We start from the raw sequence: 21942 nt of genomic DNA on the forward strand, positions 1-21942 counted from the left end.
ATATAATCTTGGCTTCGCTTGAAACGGCAGTTAAATCAAGCGAAAATAACGCAAGTCGCAGTAAATGGCAGTACCATGGGGCTATAGCTCAGCTGGGAGAGCGCTTGCATGGCATGCAAGAGGTCAGCGGTTCGATCCCGCTTAGCTCCACCAAGATTCAGGCGGCATCCAGTCAGTATCGGATGGCGCCAGACGGAACGTGTTGAAAAACAAGTTTCTGTCCCCTTCGTCTAGAGGCCTAGGACATCACCCTTTCACGGTGAGTACAGGGGTTCGAATCCCCTAGGGGACGCCAAAACAGCCGGGCGTAATCAGACGTCCAGCAGCTGTCTAAAGCAATATGCTTGAGACGGCGCCGACTAAGGAGTGGTAGTTCAGTCGGTTAGAATACCGGCCTGTCACGCCGGGGGTCGCGGGTTCGAGTCCCGTCCACTCCGCCAAAACTAAACCCGCATGGTTAATCGCCATGCGGGTTTTTCTTTTAGGGTGAGGGATTATATTGATAATCACTGCGGCAACAGTGAAAAATGTTGCAATCGTTGCGGAAATCGATATATAATCTCAACTTCGCTGCAAACACAGCAGTTTGTGAAGGCCGCGAACGCAGTATCAGGCAGTACCCGTATGGGGCTATAGCTCAGCTGGGAGAGCGCTTGCATGGCATGCAAGAGGTCAGCGGTTCGATCCCGCTTAGCTCCACCAAGGATGCGGGAAGCATAAAAAAAGATGCTTCCCAGACGCGAGAAAGTCTGTTAGAATGATGGACTTTCCAGCGCGCGACAGAAAACGCGTTGAAAAACAAGTTTCTGTCCCCTTCGTCTAGAGGCCTAGGACATCACCCTTTCACGGTGAGTACAGGGGTTCGAATCCCCTAGGGGACGCCAAAACAGCCGGGCGTAATCAGACGTCCAGCAGCTGTCTAAAGCAATATGCTTGAGACGGCGCCGACTAAGGAGTGGTAGTTCAGTCGGTTAGAATACCGGCCTGTCACGCCGGGGGTCGCGGGTTCGAGTCCCGTCCACTCCGCCAAATTAAACGCCCGCGCAAGCGGGCGTTTTTCTTTTGAGCTCCAGATTTCCCACGCCTCGACCTGCAGGTGCGCCTGCGGCAAGCACAGGCGCGTCATCGAAGCCTGCGCCCGGCTCAGTGCTTGAGGTCGGCGCTCACCTTCGCGAAATATCGCACCAGCAAACCACCGGCAATAGCGAGGCTTATGCTGTTGGCCAGCCAGAACCCGCTCGCCCCGTGCGTGAACGACGGCAGGCCTTCGATCAGTCCGAACCCCAGCAAATAGCCGCCACCCAGCCCGATGCCCCACAGCGACCCTGCATAGATCAGCGTCGGAATCACCGCGATCTTGTAAGCCCGCAGGATAAACGCCGTCATTACCTGCACGGCATCGAATGCCTGGTAGAAGGCTACGAACAGCACCAGCGGCAGCGCGGCCGCCACCACGGTGCGATCGCTCGCATAGGCGTGCAGGATGGGCTCGCGCAGCAGCCACAGCAGCGCGCCGGTCAGCATGGCCAGTGCCACGGCCGCGCGGATGCCGCGCCAGGCAATGCGGCTTGCTCCGGCGAGATCGCGTGCGCCGATATGCTGCGCGACCAGCGTCGAGGTGGCGATGCCCAGCGACAGCGGCAGCATGTAGGCCACGGCGCCCAGGTTGGCGATGATCTGGTGCCCCGCCAGCGTGACCGTGCCCAGCCGAGTGATAAAGATCGACATCAGCGTGAACGACGTGATCTCGATCAGGTAGGTCAGCCCCATCGGCACGCCCAGGCGCAGCAGCGCGCGTAATGGCGCCGCGGCGGGCCAGCTCCATGTGGCAAAGATACGCAGCGGCTGGTAGGCAGTGCCATAGCGCAGGATCAGCAGCCCGGCGATGCACCATGCCCAGCTGATCAGCGTCGAGGCCAGCCCGCAGCCGGGCCCGCCCATGGCGGGCACACCCACGCCGCCGTGGATAAACCAGGCATTGAGCGGAATCTTCAGCGCCAGGCCGCCGACCTGCAGCACGGTGACCATGATCGGCCGCGACATCGCATTGTTGAGCGCCGAATAGATGCGGAAGGCGAGCGCCGCGGGCAGCCCGAACGCGCCGAAATGCAGGTAGGCGGTAGCCTTGTCGACCAGCTCGGGCGGCGCCTTGGCAAAGGCCAGCAGCGGCGCCGGGAAAGCCAGCAGCAGCACGCCGGGGATCGCGAGCGCCGCACCCAGCCACGCCGCCTGCCGAACTTCCGCACCGATCGCCTCGACGCGGCCGGCGCCATAGAGCTGGCCCGCGACGGGCGCCAGCGCCTGCAGCACGCCCATCAGGCTGATATAGATGGTGACGTAGATCGAACCTCCCAGGCCGACGGCGGCGAGGTCGGTGGCGGAGGCACGGCCGGCCATCACGGTGTCGATGACACCGAAGGCGATCACCGCCAGCTGGCCGGCCAGTACCGGCGCGGCCAGGCTGAAGATGCGACGAAGGTCTTGGAACAGAGTCATTCGGGCCTCAGGAGGCGATGTCAGGGGCGTTGACCGGGCACGATGCCCCGCAGCCGCCTGAGGCCGGAATGGATCGATGGCGCTGCAGTGCGCGGCGAAGGGCTCGTGCCGGTGAGATCAGGGCTGCCGCGGCAGGCGGCGGCGCGGCAGGTCGGGGCGCGGGTGCACGGCGCGCGCGGTATCGACCAGCCGGTACATGCGGAAGCGCTCGTCGCGGTCCGCGGGGCGGCGGCCTTCCCACACCAGCCGCCATTCGAAATGCGAGATATTGCCGGGCTCGCCATAGTCCACCGCATCGTGGCGCAGCAGCACGTCGCAGCCGTCGCCAGGCCCGCCAAAGCGGATATGACCGAAGTAGGCGAACGACGCCAGCTGTGCATCGCCCATCCGGATCGGCTGCACGCAACGGTATGCGGGCGGCAGCGCCATCGCCGCGGCCTGGGCCACGTCACGGTAGGTCTTGCCATAGTTGATCGACGGCAGCCACAGCGTCATCGCCATCACCCACATCAGCGTGGTGCCGGCGGCCGAGATCACCACCGGCCGCCAGATCTGCTTGGGCGCGCGCGACAGGCGCCAGCGCACGATCAGCACCCAGGCAATGGTCGCCGCCAGCGCGATCAGCACCGCGGTGATCGTGAACTCATGCTGGTAGCCCGGCAGCTGGCGGAACACGTTGCGCGCGACGCGCGGCGGCCAGCCGGTGGTCTTGGCGATCCACATGAACCAGACCGTGCCGCCGAAGATGGTGAAGAACAGCAGCGCGAACCAGTCGATCGCGTTGATCACGCCGCGCGCCAGCGTGGGCAGCGCGAAGGCTGCCAGCACCGCCATCGGCGGCAGCAGCAAAATGAACTGCACGTCGCCGCCGCTGCGTTGCAGGAACAGCAGCACCACAACCGGCAACAGCACCGCCAGCGGCATTGCCACATGGGCGGCGCGGCGCATGCCGGCCCATGCAACCCATGCCCATGCCGCGATCGGCCAGACCGGCCACGTGTACAGGAACAGGTTGCGCATGTTGAAGCCGAACGTCTGCATGTTCGGCGAACCATAGTTGCGTCGGTCGTAGCGCGCCCATTCGCGGATAAAGGTGACCGCCTCGGTTCGGTCCGCCGCGCCGAAATATGCCGCGGCCAGCCACGCCGCGACGATCAGCAACGCCAGCGGGATGCCGATGGCGGCGAGCCGCTGCCACGGCAGCGGCTTGCACACCAGCGCGCAGACGACGGTCCCGAACAGCAGCGCCAGCGGCAGGATAGGGCCGCTGGCCAGCGCCAGCCCGCCGAAGGCGGCACCATAGACCAGGCTGCCCATCAGCGGCTTGTCGAGGCTGCGCACCAGCGCGTACAGCGCCAGCGCGATAAAGGCCACCTGGCCGACCTGCGGGGTGGTTTCGTGCCCGCGCATGGCCAGGCCGACGCACGCCAGGAAGATCAGCAGCGCGCCGTCGGCCAGCGTGCGGCCATAGTCGCGCGCATTGGGCTGGCCGCCGAACGCATAGGCGAACGGCTGGACCTCGTCGCGCCGGCCCAGCAGGTAGGTGCTGTACCAGATGCAGGCGCAGGTCGAGAAGAAGAACAGGGCGGTGGCAAGGCGCGCGGCGTCGGTGGGACCCAGCCAGCTGCCGAAGCCGCGGATCATCAGCGCGCCGATCCAGAACACCAGCGGACCGTCCTCCGTGAACGGCCGGCCGACGATGTTGGGCATCAGCCAGTCATGCAGGCCGCCGGTGGCCAGTTGCCACATCACGCCGAAGCCGGCAGCGTCCTCGTTCTTCCACGGATCGCGGCCGAACAGGCCGACCAGGCCATAGATGATGCAGATCGCCAGCAGCAGGGCGCGCGGCAGGGCGCCGGTCGCGGCAGCGGTCAACTGGACGGGTGAGGTATTGGCTTGACGCATCGATGCTCAGGTCGGGCCGTGGCGCAATGGTGCGAAGGCCACAGTATCGCGCATGCGGCGGCCGTGAGGGCCGTGACATGCCGTAGAAGCCTCACGCAGGTGAGGGATTCCGGTGGATACAACAGTGCCGGCGCCGGCTGGCCGGGTGCACGCAAACGGCAGGCATCAAACGGCAGGCACAAAAGAAAAGAGGCAGCCGATGCTGCCTCTTTGCTGGTTCGCGCCGGCCCGGAGCATCTGTCCGCGGCCGCGCGAAGCGGGGTTCGCCGAAAGCGATTACTTCGCAGCCTTGCCCAGCTTGTTGCCGAACTTCTGGCGGAACTTCTCGACGCGGCCGGCCGTGTCCATGATCTTCTGGGTGCCGGTGTAGAACGGGTGCGATTCCGACGAGACTTCGATCTTGGCCAGCGGGTATTCCTTGCCGTCCTTCACGATCGTGTCCTTGGTCTGGATGGTCGAGCGGGTGATGAAGCTGAAGTCGCTGGACATGTCCTGGAACACGACTTCGCGGTAATTCGGGTGAATGCCTTCTTTCATGATGAGTCCTTTCTGGTTGGGTAGCCAGTCCGTTGCGATCCGCGCTTTACTGCTGAATTCACCGCTGAAAACACGACGCGTCGACGAACGAACCACTTGCCGGTAACGGGCAAACCGGAATTATGGCAGAAAAACAATGACTTGGGGAAGAGGAAGTGGCATATCGCGCGCTGCCTTGGCTGGAGGGCTGGATATGCCTTTGTGCTCACATTGCGGCGGGGTTCTGGCGATAAAAGGAGGCTAGCGACTGGTAGACAACCGGCCAATGCCGTGACAGTCCACCGGGCTCGACAAAAAATGCTTCCGACGTCACCGCAAAGAATTCGCCGGGTGTCTCGCAACCGTACGGATCGATGATGCGCAGCGCCGGCGGCAGCCGTTCGGGATGCTCCCAGTCCGATTCCTTGCGTGCCTCCCATGCCTCGGCAAAGCGGTCGTACTCGGTGAGGAAGGTTTCCGCCCACGCTTCAGCATCGATATCCGGATGCAGCACGCGCGAGAAGGGCGGCACGCCGTCCGGCTCGCCGTCGAGCATGTCCAGCTTGTGGGCAAATTCATGGATGACGACGTTGTAGGCGTCCGCCGGCAGTTCGTGTTCGCTGTCGATGCCGGCGCCTGGCGTATACACGTCCTGCCAGGACAGGATCACCGGGCCGTGTTCCCAGGCTTCGCCGCTGGCTTCCTCTACCACGCCGTGCACCAGGCCGATCTCATCCTGCACGGTGCGGCGGATGATGAATTCACCGGGATACAGCACGATGCCGTGCCAGCCGCGGTACCACGCCAGCCCCAGCTTCAGGATCGGCACGCACGCTTGCACGGCGACGCTGACGACCATGTCGTCGGCCAGCGGCAGCTCATGCGCGGTGGAGTATTCCTTCTCCGCAATGAACAACGTGGCCAGCTCGCGCAGCGCGGCCAGGTCTTCGCTGCCATAGCGCTGCACGAACGGCAGCGTGGCGATAGTGCTCTCCCACAGGTCGTCGGGGATCGCGTAGTGCTCCAGCTTGCGTGCCCTGGAGCGGGTGCGCAGGAATGCAGTCAGTTTGCCCAGCATAGGAAACCCATCGGACAACAAAAAGGCGTGCCGTGGCACGCCTTTTTGTTCGCCTTGCGGCGCGTCCCTGAATGGTACGCCGCAGCGAGGCTTAGCCGCCTCTGCGCATCATATCGAAAAACTCTGCGTTGTTCTTCGTGGCCTTCATCTTGTCCATGATGAACTCCATGGCCTGCACTTCATCCATGTCGGAGATGAACTTGCGCAGCACCCAGATCTTCTGCAGGATTTCCGGCTTGATCAGCAGTTCTTCGCGGCGCGTGCCAGACTTGTTCAGGTTGATCGACGGGTAGACGCGCTTCTCGGCCAGGCGGCGTTCCAGGTGCACTTCCATGTTGCCGGTGCCCTTGAACTCTTCATAGATCACGTCGTCCATGCGGCTGCCGGTTTCGATCAGCGCGGTAGCGATGATGGTCAGCGAACCGCCTTCTTCCAGGTTGCGCGCGGCGCCGAAGAAGCGCTTCGGACGCTGCAGCGCGTTGGCGTCGACACCGCCGGTCAGCACCTTGCCCGAGGCTGGAACCACCGTATTGTAGGCTCGCGCCAGGCGGGTGATCGAGTCCAGCAGGATCACTACGTCGCGCTTCAGTTCGACCAGGCGCTTGGCCTTCTCGATCACCATTTCGGCGACCTGGACGTGGCGGATGGCGGGTTCGTCGAAGGTGGAGGCCACCACTTCGCCGCGCACCGAACGCTGCATCTCGGTCACTTCTTCCGGGCGCTCGTCGATCAGCAGCACGAACAGGTCGGCTTCCGGATGATTGTTCGCGATTGCGTGCGCAATGTGCTGCAGCATCACGGTCTTGCCGGACTTGGGCGAAGCCACCAGCAGCGCGCGCTGGCCGCGGCCGATCGGCGCGATCATGTCGATGATGCGGCCGGTGATGTTCTCTTCCGCCTTGATGTCGCGTTCGAGCGTGAGCGGCCGGTTCGGGTGCAGCGGCGTCAGGTTCTCGAACATGATGCGGTTCTTCACCGCTTCGGGAGGCTGCCCGTTGACCTTGTCCACCTTCACCAGCGCAAAGTAGCGCTCGCCGTCCTTGGGCGTGCGCACTTCACCTTCGATCGAGTCGCCGGTATGCAGGTTGAAGCGGCGGATCTGCGACGGGCTGATGTAGATATCGTCCGTGCTGGCCAGGTACGAAGTTTCCGGCGAGCGCAGGAAGCCGAAGCCGTCGGGCAGAACTTCCAGCGTGCCGTCTCCGAAGATGGTTTCGCCCATCTTGGCGCGCTTCTTCAGAATCGCAAACATCAGTTCCTGTTTGCGCATCCGCTGTGCGTTGTCGATCTCGAGCGTTGCCGCCATTTCGAGAAGCGCAGACACGTGAAGCGATTTGAGTTCTGTCAGGTGCATAGACGAGGGGTACAGATTTGCCCGGACGGGCGAGACTGAAAGAGAAGGGGGAAAAATGAGCGAACGCTCGGGGAGTTGTTGGTGGCATCTTAGCACAATCCGACCGGTGCGCCAGGGTGTGGCGCACGCACGTCGGATCGTGACAAAACCGGAGCGGCTGGTCTCGCTCCGGCGCGCAGCTTACAGGTTGCCGTCGAGGAAGGCAGTCAGTTGCGACTTGGACAGCGCGCCGACCTTCTGGGCCGCGACTGCGCCGTTCTTGAACAGGATCAGCGTCGGGATGCCGCGGATGCCGAACTTGGCCGGGACCTGCTGGTTTTCATCGACGTTGATCTTGGCGACCTGCAGCTTGTCGCCATAGTCCTTGGCGACTTCGTCCAGGATCGGGGCGATCATCTTGCAGGGGCCGCACCATTCCGCCCAGAAGTCGAGCAGGACGGGCTTGTCGGACTGGAGGACGTCGGCGTCGAAGGAGGCGTCGCTCACATACTTGATTTGTTCGCTCATGGCGGAAAACCTCTGGTTTCGCTCTGTTTATGTTGAAGGCTGGGAAACTGGATAGGACAGAACCGTAACCTTACACGAGATTGCGCGGACCCGCCGAAGACGCCCTTGCCGCCTGCCGGCTGGCTCTGGCGGCCGCAGCCGCGCAACCATTGCTGCCGATATGTTACCAGTTTGCCGATTTTCAAGACCGGCACCGGTGTGCGGCTGAAAACGTCGCCGGCAACGGTAATGATTCTGCTGCAATCGGGTGATTAGTAGAAATGCTTATTTTCAATGGCGCCAAGAGATTCAGCCAATCGGCGCGGGTGCCATGGCGTGCACATGCAGCCTCGGCACAGTGCCGGATCCGCGTCGCGTGCGCGTAGAATAGAAAGCGGTCCGCGGGCCGCGCACCGGCCGGCCGATCCTCACGAACCCTGCTCTCCCGAGAAGGCCATCGACAAGGTCATCGATATGAACACCGATCCCCGCAAGCCTACCCAGCCCGAATCCGGCCAGGCGCCGGATGTGGACCACCTGAGCGATGCGCTGGACCATATCAGCAGCGCAGTCGAGACCAACAGCATTGCCAGCGGCGCCGCCAAGGGCCTGGTCTACAGCATCATCGAAACGCTGGGCACGCTGGTGGGCGACCCCGACCTTCCCGAGCATGCGCGCTCCGGCTACGAGGGCCTGCTCGAGACCGCGCGCGAGATCCGCGCCCGGCTGGAGGGCGGCACGCACTGAGCGGCCCGCCCGAGCGCAAACAGCTCCGCGTACCGGAGCCCTTTCATGGATCGCCGCCCGCCGTGCTGGCCGGCGGCGTCCGGTATTCTCTTTGCCTTGTCCCCTGACGTCTTCCCCGATCGACGCAGTTATCGCAGCCATGCCGCGCTGCGGCCCACGAGCCCATGACGTCGCTGAGTTTTCGCCCTGGCCCTGATTTCCTCGAGCAGGCGGCCACTGCTGCCTGGTTTTTCCTGGACCGCTGTGGCGCGCCCGAAGCCGGCGCGCACGTGGTGGTGCCGACCGCCGCGCAGATTCCCGGCGTGCGCGAGGCGCTCGACGCCGCCGCGCGTGCGGCCGGGCGGCCGCGCCTGTTGCCGCGGGTGCTGACGCTGGGCCACTGGCTGCTCGACCTGCCGCCCGATGGCACGCCGGTGCGCAGCCATGCGGCGCGGCTGCTGGCGGTGCAGCAGGCCGTGCGCGGGCAAGAGTGGCTGCGCCGCGCCTTCGGCGCGCAGAACGAGACCGCGGCGTGGGGCCTGTCGCAGACGCTGCTGGCGATTTGCGATGAATTGAATGCGCGCTGGCTCGAGGACGCCGCCATCCGCGATGACGACGACATCGACGGCGACGACCGCGCCGCGCTGCTGCAGGGCGCGCTGGAACGCACCTACTCGCACCTGTCGGAACGTTTCCTCGGCGAAGAGGCCCGCATCGTGCTGGCGTTCTGGCAGGCGCTGTCCGGGCCCGACGACCCGCTGCCGGCGCGGCGCCGCGCGTTGCGCGAACTGTCGCAGCAACTGCGTGGCCCGGTGGTGTGGATCGCGCCGACACCCCCTGCGCCGCTCGAAGCCGCGTTCCTGCGCGATGCCGCCGAACTGGTGCCGGTGCTGCAGGTCGGGTACGACTGGGCGGGGCAGGGCGGAATGGATTCCGACTCCGATGCGGACACCGATGCGGACACCGATGCGGACGCCGATGCCGACTGGTACCGGATGCTGCTGTCGCTGTGGCCCGAGGCACGCATCGCCGGGGAGGGAGACGCCATTGCGCCGACACCCGCCATGCCGGTACTGCCTGAACAACGTCCGGCCATCCGCGTGATCGGCAGCGCGCGCTTCGAGGACGAAGCCGCGGCCGCAGCGGCGCAGCTGGTGCAATGGCTCAACGAAGGCCGCCGTCAGGTCGCGCTGGTGGCCCACGACCGTGTGGTGGCGCGGCGCGCGCGCGCGCTGCTGGCGCGTGCCGGCGCACCGGTGCGCGACGAGACCGGCTGGAAGCTGTCGACCACGCGCGCGGCCGCCGCGCTGATGCGCTGGTTCGACCTGCTGGTGCGCGACGGCGATACCTCGGCGCTGCTCGACCTGCTGAAAAGCCCGTTCTGCCTGCCCGATTTCGCCGGGCGCGGCCCGGCCATCGCGCTGCTGGAGCGCCAGGTGCGGCGCGAGGGCATTACCGGCGGCTGGCCGCGCCTGCGGCAGTTGTTCGGTACCGCACCGACAAGCGAGCCGGAGCCTGGCAGCGACGAGGGCCAGGCAGCCGAAGCGCCGCGCCGCGCCGCACGGGCGCTGCTTGCGGTGCTGGCCGACGAGGCGGCACGCTGGCCGCGCGGCCTTGCGCAGCATCCGCTGGCAATGTGGCTGGCGCGGCTCGACGGCATGCTTGACGGTCTTGGCATGCGCGCCGCACTGGCGGCCGACGAGGCCGGCAGCCAGTTGCTCGATGCGCTGGCGCGTCTGCAAGATCTGCCGCAGGACGAAACCGGCGGCCACGCCACGCTATCGCAGGGCGAGTTCCGCGCCATGCTGGCGGCGCTGCTCGAATCCGTGGCCTACAAGGTGCCGTCCGCCAGCGGCCCGGCGCGCATCACCATCCTGCCGCTGAACGGCGCGCGCATGCGCCGTTTCGAGGGTGTGGTAATCGTGGGTTGCGACGATGCGCAATTGCCTTCAAGCGCGGCCGAGCTGATGTTCTTCTCCAACCAGATGCGCCGCGAGCTGGACCTCGAAGACCGCGAGGCGCGCTTCGCCCAGCAGGCGCGCGACCTGGCGGAGGTGCTGCTGAACAACGCCGACGTGGTGATGACCTGGCAGCGCTTCGGTGGCCGCGGCGAACCGCACCACGTATCGGGCTGGATCGAGCGGCTGGCGGCATGCTGTGCGCGCAGCGGCGTCATCATCGACGGCAACGCCGTGCCGCAGGCCTTCGAGACCTTCGCCGAACCGCAAGGCATGCCCGCGCCGTCCGCGTTGCCGGAGCTGGTGCCACAGCGCTGGAGCGCGCAGGCGTACAACATGCTGCGCCGCTGCCCGTACCAGTTCTTCGCCGGCCGCATGCTCGGCCTGGCCGGACTGGAGATAGTCAGCGACGAACTGGAAAAGCGCGAGATCGGCGAGCACCTGCACCGCGTCCTGCTGCGCTACCACAAGGACCTGCACGCACGCCGCGAGCGCGGCGAAACGCTGTCGCAAGACCAGCGCCTGGCGCGGCTGCGCGAGATTTCGGACGATGTGTTCGGCGCGCTGATGGCCGAGGACGGCAATGCCATCGCCTATTACCGACGCTGGTGCGAGGTGCTGCCCTCGTATGTCGCGTGGCAGTCGGCGCGCGAGGCCGAGGGCTGGTTCTGGCGCGGCGGCGAGCTCGATGCCGGCATCGACCTGCCCATGCCAGATGGCCAGCCGCTGCGGCTGACCGGGCGCATCGACCGACTCGACCAGGGGCCGGACGGCGCGCATGCGGTGCTCGACTACAAGACGCAGAGTGCCACGCGGCTCAAGCGCAAGCTGGCCGAGGTCGAGGAAGATTGCCAGCTGCCGTTCTACGGGCTGTTGCGGGCCGATGCGGTGGACGGCAGCTGGGTATCGCTGGAAGGCGCGAAGGAGAGCGCGCGCGACACCTCGGCGTCGGCGCAACGCGAGATCGGCCTGCCCGACTTTCAGGCCGCGGTCACCCGGCTCGAGCGGCAGATGCGCCATGACGTGATGCGGCTGCGCGAGGGAGCCAGGCTGCCAGCATTTGGCGATGCCTCGGCCTGTGTGTATTGCACCGCCCGCGGCCTGTGCCGCAAGGGCTTCTGGGAATCCACCGCCGTGCCGGTGCTGACAACATGATGGTCCACGATCCGCTCAATACCCAGGTCCAGCCCTACCAGCGCGATGGCCAGCCCGTCTCGGAGACCGAGTTCACCCGCGCGGCCTGCGATCCCGCGCGCTCCGTCGTGGTCGAGGCCTGCGCCGGCAGCGGCAAGACCTGGCTGCTGGTGGCGCGCCTGGTGCGCCTGCTGCTGGCCGGGGCCGCGCCGCATGAGATCCTCGCGATCACCTTCACGCGCAAGGCCGCCGAAGAAATGCGCGACCGCCTGCTGGAAGTGCTGGCACAGCTGTCGCGCGACCCCGACGACGACGTCATCGCCGCCCTGGTGCAACGCGGCCTGAGCCCTGAGGCTGCCCGTGACGCGCTGCCGCGCGCGCGGCGCCTGCATGCGCAGGTGCTGGCCGCGCCCGGGCGCATGGCGATCGACACCTTCCACGGCTGGTTCGGCACGCTGCTGCGCGGCGCGCCGCTGGCGTCGGGCATCGTGCCAGGCGCGTCGCTGCGCGAAGATGCCTTGCGCATGAAGCGTGAAGCATGGGCGCCGGTCTGGCGCGCGCTGGCCACGCCGCAGTACGAAGACCTGCGCGCCGCATGGGAAACCCTGGTCGATACCATGGGCGACTTCCAGGCGCGCGCGCTGCTCGACGCCATGTTCCATGCCCGCAGCGAATGGTGGGCAATGCAGGAAGGCGGCGACCCGCGGCAGGCATTGTGCGACTGCCTTGGCGAAGATGCCCAGGGCGATGTCCTGCTGCAGGCGCTGGCCGACGAAGGCTGGCGCGATGCTTGCGAGACGCTGGCGCTGCGCCTGGGCGCCGGCGGCAAGACCGAGCAGACCCATGCCACGCGCATCACCGACGCGCTGATGGCCGTCACCGCCTGGCGCGAAGCCGGCGCGGCGCCGGGCAAGGCCGCCGAACGCGTGTTCGCGCAACTGCGCACGGCGTTCTTCACCACCACCGGCGAGCCGCGCTCGCTGCGCCGGACCAACGCCCTCGTCAAGGCCGCGGGAGGCGAGGGCATGGTCGATACGCTGCTCGACCAGCACGCGTCCATCTGCGCGATGCTCGACGAGATCAGCGCCCGCTGCTGCGAGGCCGCGGTGCTCGCCATCAACCAGGCGCTGTTCTGCATCGGCGACGCGTTGCTGACGCGCTACCAGCAGCACAAGCAGGAACAGCGAGCGATGGACTTCGCCGACCTGGAATGGCAGGCCGCGCAGCTGATGTCCGACGAAGAGACCGCGACTTACCTGCAGGTGCGGCTCGATGCGCGCTACCGCCATTTGCTGCTCGACGAGTTCCAGGACACCAACCCGCTGCAGTGGCGCATCCTGCAGGGTTGGCTGGCTGGATACGCGGGCCTGGGCGAGCGCCCGACCGTGTTCCTGGTGGGCGATCCCAAGCAGTCGATCTACCGCTTCCGCCGCGCCGATGCGCGCTTGTTCGGCGCTGCCGGCGAGATGCTGCGCGATGCGTTCGGGGCGACGGTGCTGCGTACCAACCGCACGCGGCGCAATCGCGCCGAGGTGCTGGACTGGGTCAATGCCGTGTTCGACGCGGCGCGCGCCGAGGGGCGCTACCCGCTGTACGAGACGCAGACCTCGGCGCTTGCCGAAGGCGGTGGTCCGGTGTGGCTGCTGCCGCTGGTAGAGGCCGAGGACAAGACTGAAGACAAGGCTGAAGACAAGGCCAAAGCAGAGGCGAAGGATAGGTCCGATGACAAGGCGGGCGACAGCGAAGCGAACGAGCCGGAAGCGCAGGACGGGGAAGACGCCACGCACCGCGACACGCTGCTGCAGCCGCGCCGGCAGGCCGGCGATTCGCTGCGCCTGGAGGAAGGCCGGCGCGTGGCCGCGTGGCTTCGCCATGTGCGCGACACCGTGCCGGTCCACGAGAACGGCGGCACGCGCCCCGCGCGCTGGAGCGACATGCACCTGCTGGTGCGCCGCAAGACCCATCTCGCGGACTACGAGCGCGCATTGCGCGAGGCGGGAATCCCGTGCCTGAGCCCGCGCCGCGGCGGCCTGCTCGCCACGCTGGAAGCGCTGGACCTGTCGGCCTTGCTGGCCTTCCTGATGACACCGGAGTCCGACCTCGATCTCGCCCATGTGCTCAAGAGCCCGCTGGTCGGCGCGACCGACGAGGATCTGCTGGCCCTGGCGCAGCTGGAAGGCGATGGCGGCTGGTGGGCGCGCATCGAAGCCAACGGCCTGCCCGGGCACGTCTCGGACGCGTTGCGCGAAGGCGTGCCGCGGCTGCGCCAGTGGCTGCGCATCGCGCCGCACCAGCCGGTGCACGACCTGATCGACCAGATCTTCCACGGCGGCGAAGTCCGGCGCCGTTATGCCGAAGCCGCGCCGCCGGATATCCGCGAGCAGGTGCTGGCCAATCTCGACGCCTTCCTGAAACTGTCGCTGGATCTGGACGGCGGCCGTTACCCGAGCCTGCCCAAGTTCATCGACGAGCTGCAGGAAATCCGCCGTGGCGACGAGGGCGAGAGCCCCGACGAAGGCGGCATGGGCGACAACGCTGAAGACGCCGAGCCGGCGGAGGACGATGCCGCCTTTGCCGGGCTCGATGCGGTTCACATCCTGACCGTGCACGCGGCCAAGGGCCTGGAGGCACCGTTCGTGGTGCTGCTCGATGCCAACCACAGCGAATCCGCCGCGGACAAGGGTGGGATCCTGGTCGACTGGCCGCCGTCGTCGCCGGTGCCGCGGCATTTCTCGGCGTATGGCAAGCGCAGCGAACGCGGCCTGGCGCGTGCGCCGATGTTCGAGGCGGAACTGGCGCTGGGCGAGCGGGAGAACTGGAACCTGCTGTACGTCGCCATGACGCGGGCGCAGCAAGGCCTGCTGGTCAGCGGCGTGAAGGGCCGCACCAGCCGCGCCGGCGCCGGCGAGAACAACGCGGAGATCGCCGGCAGCTGGTATGTGCGGCTGCAGGGTGCTGGCGTGGGCGAGATGTTGCCCGCGTATCCCGGGCAACCAGCGCAAGCGGGCGACAGCGCGGCGACCATGCCGGCACGCCTGAGCGAGCCGGTGCGCTTCACCGACTTCCGCCTGCGCTACCGCGACGCCGGGGCGGTGCCATCGTTCGAGGACGATGCGCAGGCTGGCGAGGAGCCGCCGGAAGATGATGGCATCGTCTTCAATGCCGCGGCAGCCCGCCACGGCGAACTGGTGCACGCCCTGCTGGAGCGGCTGACGCGCTATCCGGAAGCCTTTGCCGGCATTCCGGACATCGACACGGTGCTGCGCTGGTTCCCGCTCACCGGCGCGCATACGCCCGAGGCGCGCCAGGCGTGGCGCGAGCAGGTCGATGAAGCGCTCGCGGCGGTGCGCGTGATGCTGGGCGCGCCGGGGCTGGCGCCGCTGCTGTCGCCGGAGGGGGCCGGCAGCGCGCGCAACGAAGTCGAGCTGTATGACGCGCGCGGCCGGCTGCTGCGCATCGACCGGCTGGTGGAATTCGACGACCGCATCGTCATCGTCGACTACAAGCTGCGGTTGCTGCCGCAGGAGCACGCGGCCTATCGCGCGCAGCTGGGGCGCTACGTGGCGGCAGTTGCGCCGCTGTTCCCGGGCAAGCGCATCGAGGCCGGCGTGGCCACCGCGGACGGCGAGTGGATTGCCGCCGAGCGGCTCGCGCCGCCAATGCTGACGCAGCAGGGTTCGCTGTTCTGAGCGGAGCGCCGGACAGCTTCGGGAAATCGGCGCAGAATGGGCCGAGGGTGCGCCGTCTCCGGCGCACGCCAGCCGGCATGCTGTACTAAAGTGACAGGGACGGCGCTGCAAGCGGCGCGGGCATGCCGATGCGAAAAGCTGTTCGCGGGAGCGTGGTGAAGCGTTGGAAGGGGAAAGCCGGAGGGGCGCGGAAGGGCGCGACGAAGGGCGTAGAGGTGGACGAGCCTGACCCTCGGCACTGGTGGAAAACGGCTGTGGCTGCTTCGTTCCCGACCTGACCAGGTTGACCGCGCCACCATGCGAGGAGGCCCGTCCAGGCGGCATTGTAACCCAGTCCGCGGCATTGCGTCGAATTGCCTTGTCTGCCACGGGTCATTGCATGCGGCAAGGCGCCGGCTTGATCTGGCGCAGGCAGTGCGGGCCGCGCTGGCCCGACCATGACAGGCCGCCGCACTATCAGCGGCGCGGCGCGCCGGCGACGCGCGTCCCGGATCCACCGATTCACCCAACCTCGGAGCGTGGTGAGCCCAGACATGAACGCAAACGACCAGATCATTCACGGTGCCATGGCGCCGCAGGAAATCTCCACCGAAGTCCTGATCGAAAAATACGCCAAGGGCGAGGAAGCCAGCATTGCCGACGTCAGGCAGCGTGTGGCGCTGGCGCTGGCGCAGGCAGAGCCGGAGGACGAGCGCGAGGCCTGGAGCGCGCGCTTCCTGTGGGCGCAGGAAAATGGCTTCGTGCCGGCCGGGCGCATCAATTCCGCCGCCGGCACCGGCATCCAGGCCACGCTGATCAACTGCTTCGTGCAGCCGGTGGGCGACTCGGTGTCGGAAGCGCGCGACGGGCGGCCCAGCATTTACAGCGCGGTGGCGCAGGCGGCCGAGACCATGCGCCGGGGCGGCGGCGTCGGCTACGACTTCTCGGCAATCCGTCCGGCGGGCGCGCTGGTGCGCGCGACGCATTCGCGCGCGTCGGGGCCGGTGTCCTTCATGAAGGTATTCGATGCCTCGTGCGCGACGGTGGAATCTGCCGGCGCGCGCCGCGGCGCGCAGATGGGCGTGCTGCGCTGCGACCATCCGGACATTGAGAGCTTTATCCACGCCAAGGACAAGGGCGATCTCACCAATTTCAATATCTCGATCGGCGTCACCGACGAGTTCATGCGGGCGGTGCAGGCCGATGGCGAGGTCGAACTGATCCATGAAGCCGAGCCCGGCGCCGACGTGATCGCCGCCGGCGCCTACCGCCGCGACGACGACCAATGGGTGTACCGCCGCCTTCCGGCGCGGCAGCTGTGGGACCAGGTGATGCAGGCCACCTACGACCACGCCGAGCCCGGCATCCTGTTCCTGTCGCGCATCAATGCCGACAACAATCTCTATTACTGCGAGCGCATCGAGGCCACCAATCCCTGCGCCGAGCAGCCGCTGCCGCCGTATGGCTGCTGCTGCCTGGGTTCGATCAACCTGACGCGCTTCGTGCGGCAGCCGTTCTCGCCGCAGGCTGAATTCGACTTCGATGCCTTTGCCGAGGTGGTGCGCGTGGCCACGCGCATGCTCGACAACGTGCTCGACGTGACCTTCTGGCCGTTGCCCGAGCAGCAGGCCGAGGCCCACGCCAAGCGCCGCGTCGGCCTGGGTTTCCTGGGGCTGGGCAGCGCGCTGGTGATGCTGGGCCTGCGCTATGACACCGAGCCGGCGCGGCAACTGGCGGCGCGAATTGCCGAACGCATGCGCGACCAGGCCTACCTGGCCTCGACCGAACTGGCGGCGCAAAAGGGTGCCTTTCCGCTGCTGGATGTCGGCGCCTACCTGCAGAGCGGCTTTGCCAGCCGGTTGCCGCAGGCCGTGCGCGATGCCATTGCGCGCAATGGCCTGCGCAATTCGCACCTGCTGTCGATCGCGCCGACCGGAACGATCACGCTGGCCTTTGCCGACAATGCCTCCAACGGCATCGAGCCGGCCTTCTCCTGGACCTACAACCGCCGCAAGCGGATGCCGGACAACAGCTACCGCTCGTTCGAGGTGGCGGACCACGCCTGGCGCCTCTACCGTCACATGGGCGCTGACATGACACAGCTGCCGGACAGCTTTGTCACGGCGCTGCAGATGTCGGCGCTGGATCATATGCGCATGCTGGAAGCGGTGCAGCCGTATATCGACACCAGCATCAGCAAGACCGTCAACGTGCCGGAGGACTATCCTTACGAGGCCTTCCGCCACCTGTACCTGGAGGCCTGGCAGGCGGGGCTGAAGGGGCTGGCGACCTATCGTCCCAATTCGGTGCTTGGCGCGGTGCTGTCGGTCGATGCCCCGGCGGCAGTGCTTGCGGCGGTGGCCGACGACAACCCGCTGGTGCGCCCATTCAACAGCCGGCCGGTCGGCGACCTGGAAGGCGTGACGTCCAAGGTCGAATACCTGACCTACGAAGGCCACAAGACGGTCTACCTGACCGTCAACTTCATGCGCGTGGCAGGCATCGCCGACGGCAAGCCTGTGGCGATCGAGCGGCCGGTGGAGTTCTTCATGCCGGCGGGGCAGCGCAGCGAGGGCCAGCAGTGGATCACCTCCACCATGCGGCTGCTGTCGATGGTGGCGCGCTCGGGTGGTTCGGTCGCCAAGGCGCTGGCCGACATGCGTAACGTGGTGTGGGACAAGGGCACCGTGCGCTATGGCTCGCTGGTGAGGCAGGATGGCACCGAGGTGCCGCGTTTCCATGACTCGGAAGTCGCGGCGCTCGGCTACGCGCTGCAGCGCATTCTGATCAAGCGCGGCTTCCTCGATGCGGAAGGCGGGCAGGTGCCGGTGGCGGCGCTGGCAGCCCGGCTGGCGCAGCGCGACAGCGGCGGGGCTGCGACGGCCGCGGATGCCGGATCCGCCGTCCAGGCCGGCGCTGGCGTGGCCGGCCCCGGCGTGGGCACCGGCAAGCCTTGCCCGGAGTGTGGCGCGCACGCCCTGCACAAGGTCGACGGCTGTGCGAAATGCGCGAATTGCGGCTACGTGGGCGAGTGCGGTTGAAGCCGTCCCGCGCCTGAAACCCGCCAGCGGCGCGGCGCCGCTGGCAGGCCTGCGCTCCAGGCCGCAAACTCCGGCCCAGCCGCGGGTTGCGGGCGGTCGCCATTTGCTACAATCGCCGCCATGAGTTATCAAGTTCTAGCGCGCAAATGGCGCCCCAGGGATTTCACCACGCTGGTCGGCCAGGAGCACGTGGTCCGCGCGCTCACGCACGCGCTGGAACAGCAGCGGCTGCACCATGCCTACCTGTTCACCGGCACGCGCGGGGTCGGCAAGACCACGCTCTCGCGGATCCTGGCCAAGGCCCTGAATTGCACCGGCGCTGACGGCAACGGCGGGATCACCGCCCAGCCATGCGGGGTGTGCAAGGCCTGCACCGAGATCGACAGCGGCCGCTTCGTCGACTACATCGAGATGGACGCCGCCTCCAACCGCGGCGTCGACGAGATGGCGCAGCTGCTCGACAAGGCGGTCTACGCGCCGGGCACCGGGCGCTTCAAGGTCTACATGATCGACGAAGTGCACATGCTCACCAACCACGCCTTCAACGCCATGCTGAAGACGCTGGAAGAGCCGCCCGGGCACGTCAAGTTCATCCTCGCCACCACCGATCCGCAGAAGATCCCGGTCACGGTGCTGTCGCGCTGCCTGCAGTTCAACCTCAAGCAGATGCCGCCGGGGCATATCGTCTCGCATCTGGACCATATCCTGGCGCAGGAAGGCATTGCCCACGACGGCAATGCGCTGCGGCTGCTGGCGCAGGCCGCGCACGGCTCGATGCGCGACGCGCTGTCGCTGACCGACCAGGCTATCGCCTACAGCGCGGGACAGGTCTCCGAGGAAGCGGTGCGCGGCATGCTGGGCGCGATCGACCAGGGCTACCTGGTGCAGTTGCTCGATGCGCTCGCCGCCGAGGATGGCGCTGCCATGCTGGGTATCGCCGATGCCATGGCCGACCGCAGCCTGTCGTTTGCCGGCGCGCTGCAGGACCTGGCTTCGCTGCTGCACAAGGTGGCGCTGGCGCAGGCCGTGCCGGCTTCGGTGCAGGACGAATGGCCGGAGGCGGACGATGTGCGCCGCCTCGCGGGCGTGTTCGACGCGCAGGAAGTGCAGCTGTTTTACCAGATTGCCAACCTCGGCCGCAATGAGCTGGCGCTGGCGCCGGACGAGTACGCCGGCTTCACCATGACGCTGCTGCGGATGCTGGCGTTCCGGCCGTCGGCGTCGCCGGAGCCGACGCCCCCGACCGTGGCGCAAGGGCAGGGCGGCGGTGCCGCGCCGTCGCGGCCGCGCAGTGCAGCGCTGGCCGCCGATCCGGCCACGTCCCGGCATGCCGCCGTGGCGGCTGCGCCGGCAGCACCGGCTGCGCCCGCCGCGGTTGCGGTGCCGATGCCGGAGACGGCAATGCCGGCCACCCCGGCACCGGTATCCGAACCAGTGGCCGAGCCCGCTGCACCGACGGCACCGACTGCCGCCGCCCCTGCGCGGCCGGCGCCGAACGCTGCCATGTCGCCGGCGCGTGCCGCGCTGGCGGCCGCACGTGCCGCCTCTGCGCGCGGCGGCGCGCGCAATGCTCCGCCGCCTGCCGCGCCCGCCGCTGCAGCGGCCCCCGCGCAGCGCCCGCCGGCACAGCCCTTGCGCGCGCCCGCTGCGGCTGCCGCGAGCCGTCCCGCCGCGGCGCCGTCCCGGCCGGTCCCGCAGCCGCCCGCGCAAGCCCAGGCACCGGCGCAGCGGGCCGTGCCGCAGCCCCAGGCAGCGCCCGCCAGGCCGGCCCCGGCCGCGCGCCAGCCTGAACCGGAATCGGTGCCGCCGTGGGAGATCTCCGGCGGCAGCGATGTGCCGCCATGGGAAGACCTGCCGCCGGACTTGCCGGTCATCGGCCCCTATGACAGCGACCCGGGTTTCCGTGCAGATGAGCGTGACAACGGTTTCAGCGACAACGGTTTCGGCGAGCCGCCGGCGCGTGCCAAATCTGGCAACCGCGCTGGCAACCACGCAAACAACGGCACGCGCGACGCTGCGCCCAGGCCCGCCGGCGCGCCGGTGCGCGAAGCGGAGCCCGCGCGCGAGGCCGCCGCGCCAGCCGCTCCTGCCGAGGGCGCCAGGTACGTCGCCCCGCGCCCGCCCGCAGCGGGTGAAGACGGTTCGCCGCCGGTCTTCACCGGCGACTGGCCGGCGCTGGCTGCCGGCCTGCCGCTCAAGGGCCTGGCGCAACAGCTGGCCTACCAGAGCGAACTGACGCAGGTGGTCGGCAAGACCTTCAACCTGCGCATCCCGGTGGCCGCCCTCGGCGAGAACGGCGTCGCCGAACGCCTGCAGCAAGTGCTGTGCGACCACTTCGGCCAGCCCGTGCGCGTGCTGTGCGAAGTCGGCGCGGTCGCGGTCACCGCCGCGGCGGCCGATGCCCAGGCTCGTGCCGAGCGCCAGCGCGAAGCCGAGGCCGCGATCGAGGCCGACCCCTTTGTGCAAGGGCTGCTGCGCGACTTTGGCGGCCAGATCGTGCCGGGCTCGATCCAGCCGCGCGCGGCTTGACGCCACGACCCGCCACGGCCAGCCACGAATTTCCACCACCGAATTTCTTACCGAATCCAGGAGCGTTCCATCATGATGAAAGGTCAACTCGCCGGGCTGATGAAGCAAGCCCAGCAGATGCAGGAAAACATGAAGAAGATGCAGGAGCAGCTGGCCCAGATCGAGGTCGAGGGCCAGTCCGGCGCCGGTCTCGTCAAGGTGGTCATGACCTGCAAGAACGACGTCAAGCGCGTCACCATCGACCCCAGCCTGCTGGCCGAGGGCGAGGACAAGGACCTGCTGGAAGACCTGGTTGCCGCCGCCTTCAACGACGCCGTGCGCAAGGCCGAAGCCACCACGCAGGAAAAGATGGGCTCGATGACCTCGGGCCTGCCGCTGCCCCCGGGCTTCAAGCTGCCGTTCTGAAGGCAAGCGTGAAAGCGGGTGTGAAGGGTTCCGCGCCGACTTCGCTGCAGGCACTGGTCGAGGCGCTGCGGGTGCTGCCGGGCGTCGGGCCGAAGTCGGCCCAGCGCATGGCGTACCACCTGCTGCAGCACGACCGCGAGGGCGCGCGCAAGCTGGGCGACGCGCTGCGCGGCGCGGCCGACCATATCCGCCACTGCCAGCGCTGCAACACCTTCACCGAGCAGGAAATCTGCGAGACCTGCCTGGATGACCGCCGCGACGCCGCGCTGCTGTGCGTGGTGGAAACGCCGGCCGACCAGGTCATGATCGAGCAGACGCTGACTTACCGCGGCAAGTACTTCGTGCTCATGGGCCGGCTGTCTCCGCTGGACGGTATCGGTCCGCGCGAAATCCACCTGGACCGGCTGCTGGCACGCGCCACCGAGCCGGAGCTGGGCGGGCCGGTCGGCGAAGTCATCGTCGCCACCAACTTCACCAGCGAGGGCGAGGCCACCGCCCACTACATCGGCGAAATGCTGAAGGCGCGCGGCCTCAAGGTGTCGCGCCTGGCGCGCGGCGTGCCGGTCGGCGGCGAGCTGGAATATGTTGATGCCGGCACCATCGCGCGCGCGGTGATGGACCGCCGCAACCTCTGATCCCGGCCGCG

General features: G+C 67.6%; 13 protein-coding genes, 6 tRNA genes and 1 other RNA gene. 13 read left to right on the plus strand and 7 right to left on the minus strand.

Annotated elements, in window-relative coordinates; all coding sequences use genetic code 11:
- The first annotated feature begins 77 nt into the window (after positions 1-77).
- The 6 genes from J8I82_RS00400 (at position 78) to J8I82_RS00425 (ending at position 1029) form a co-directional block, all read left to right on the plus strand.
- Positions 78-153, plus strand: a tRNA-Ala gene (locus J8I82_RS00400).
- A 66-nt stretch (positions 154-219) separates the two neighbouring features.
- Positions 220-295, plus strand: a tRNA-Glu gene (locus tag J8I82_RS00405).
- Positions 296-363: 68 nt separating this feature from the next.
- Positions 364-440 (plus strand) — tRNA-Asp (locus J8I82_RS00410).
- Between the two features lie 186 nt (positions 441-626).
- A tRNA-Ala gene (locus J8I82_RS00415) sits at positions 627-702 on the plus strand.
- Between the two features lie 106 nt (positions 703-808).
- Positions 809-884, plus strand: a tRNA-Glu gene (locus J8I82_RS00420).
- A 68-nt stretch (positions 885-952) separates the two neighbouring features.
- A tRNA-Asp gene (locus J8I82_RS00425) sits at positions 953-1029 on the plus strand.
- Positions 1030-1143: 114 nt separating this feature from the next.
- On the opposite strand, the gene J8I82_RS00430 is transcribed toward J8I82_RS00425, so the two are convergent.
- The 6 genes from J8I82_RS00430 to trxA all read right to left on the minus strand — a co-directional run bounded on the left by J8I82_RS00430 (position 1144) and on the right by trxA (position 7856).
- Positions 1144-2496, minus strand: a complete 1353-nt coding sequence (locus J8I82_RS00430; RefSeq protein ID WP_209753775.1) for an MATE family efflux transporter — start codon at positions 2494-2496, stop codon at positions 1144-1146.
- Between the two features lie 117 nt (positions 2497-2613).
- On the minus strand, positions 2614-4401 hold the full coding sequence (locus J8I82_RS00435; protein ID WP_209753776.1) for an ArnT family glycosyltransferase: 1788 nt from the start codon (positions 4399-4401) through the stop codon (positions 2614-2616).
- Between the two features lie 276 nt (positions 4402-4677).
- Positions 4678-4938, minus strand: coding sequence for a type B 50S ribosomal protein L31 (locus J8I82_RS00440; RefSeq protein WP_012353195.1), 261 nt, complete (start codon positions 4936-4938; stop codon positions 4678-4680).
- Between the two features lie 205 nt (positions 4939-5143).
- The gene (locus J8I82_RS00445) at positions 5144-5995 is read right to left on the minus strand and encodes a M90 family metallopeptidase (protein WP_209753777.1); all 852 of its coding nucleotides are present in this window, start codon (positions 5993-5995) and stop codon (positions 5144-5146) included.
- 91 nt (positions 5996-6086) lie between these two features.
- Positions 6087-7349, minus strand: coding sequence for a transcription termination factor Rho (gene rho / locus J8I82_RS00450; RefSeq protein WP_042886485.1), 1263 nt, complete (start codon positions 7347-7349; stop codon positions 6087-6089).
- Positions 7350-7529: 180 nt separating this feature from the next.
- Positions 7530-7856 (minus strand): thioredoxin TrxA, encoded by a 327-nt coding sequence (gene trxA / locus J8I82_RS00455; RefSeq protein WP_029046118.1) that lies wholly within the window; start codon positions 7854-7856, stop codon positions 7530-7532.
- A 453-nt stretch (positions 7857-8309) separates the two neighbouring features.
- Between trxA and J8I82_RS00460 the strand changes: the two genes are divergently transcribed.
- The 3 genes from J8I82_RS00460 to J8I82_RS00470 all read left to right on the plus strand — a co-directional run bounded on the left by J8I82_RS00460 (position 8310) and on the right by J8I82_RS00470 (position 15342).
- A complete protein-coding gene (locus tag J8I82_RS00460; RefSeq protein WP_116322035.1) occupies positions 8310-8582 on the plus strand; it encodes a hypothetical protein in 273 nt (90 codons plus the stop codon).
- 164 nt (positions 8583-8746) lie between these two features.
- Entirely contained in the window at positions 8747-11674 is a 2928-nt protein-coding gene (locus tag J8I82_RS00465; protein ID WP_209753778.1) for a PD-(D/E)XK nuclease family protein, read from the plus strand.
- The gene (locus tag J8I82_RS00470; protein ID WP_245179267.1) at positions 11671-15342 is read left to right on the plus strand and encodes a UvrD-helicase domain-containing protein; all 3672 of its coding nucleotides are present in this window, start codon (positions 11671-11673) and stop codon (positions 15340-15342) included. The genes J8I82_RS00465 and J8I82_RS00470 overlap by 4 nt, the downstream gene beginning before the upstream one ends.
- Before the next feature lie 215 nt (positions 15343-15557).
- Here the strand turns inward: J8I82_RS00470 and ffs are convergent.
- Positions 15558-15656, minus strand: an RNA gene (gene ffs, locus J8I82_RS00475) — signal recognition particle sRNA small type.
- Positions 15657-15875: 219 nt separating this feature from the next.
- Here ffs and J8I82_RS00480 point away from each other — a divergent pair.
- The 4 genes from J8I82_RS00480 (at position 15876) to recR (ending at position 21931) form a co-directional block, all read left to right on the plus strand.
- Entirely contained in the window at positions 15876-18362 is a 2487-nt protein-coding gene (locus J8I82_RS00480) for an adenosylcobalamin-dependent ribonucleoside-diphosphate reductase (protein WP_209753779.1), read from the plus strand.
- A 120-nt stretch (positions 18363-18482) separates the two neighbouring features.
- On the plus strand, positions 18483-20891 hold the full coding sequence (locus J8I82_RS00485; protein WP_209753780.1) for a DNA polymerase III subunit gamma/tau: 2409 nt from the start codon (positions 18483-18485) through the stop codon (positions 20889-20891).
- Positions 20892-20963: 72 nt separating this feature from the next.
- On the plus strand, positions 20964-21296 hold the full coding sequence (locus J8I82_RS00490) for a YbaB/EbfC family nucleoid-associated protein (protein WP_012353187.1): 333 nt from the start codon (positions 20964-20966) through the stop codon (positions 21294-21296).
- Positions 21297-21316: 20 nt separating this feature from the next.
- Positions 21317-21931: a recombination mediator RecR gene (gene recR, locus J8I82_RS00495; RefSeq protein WP_116322039.1), complete on the plus strand. Its 615-nt coding sequence runs from the start codon at positions 21317-21319 to the stop codon at positions 21929-21931.
- The last annotated feature ends 11 nt before the right edge of the window (positions 21932-21942 follow it).

It is taken from the genome of Cupriavidus consociatus (genome assembly GCF_017814975.1).
GTDB classification, from domain to species: Bacteria; Pseudomonadota; Gammaproteobacteria; order Burkholderiales; family Burkholderiaceae; genus Cupriavidus; species Cupriavidus consociatus.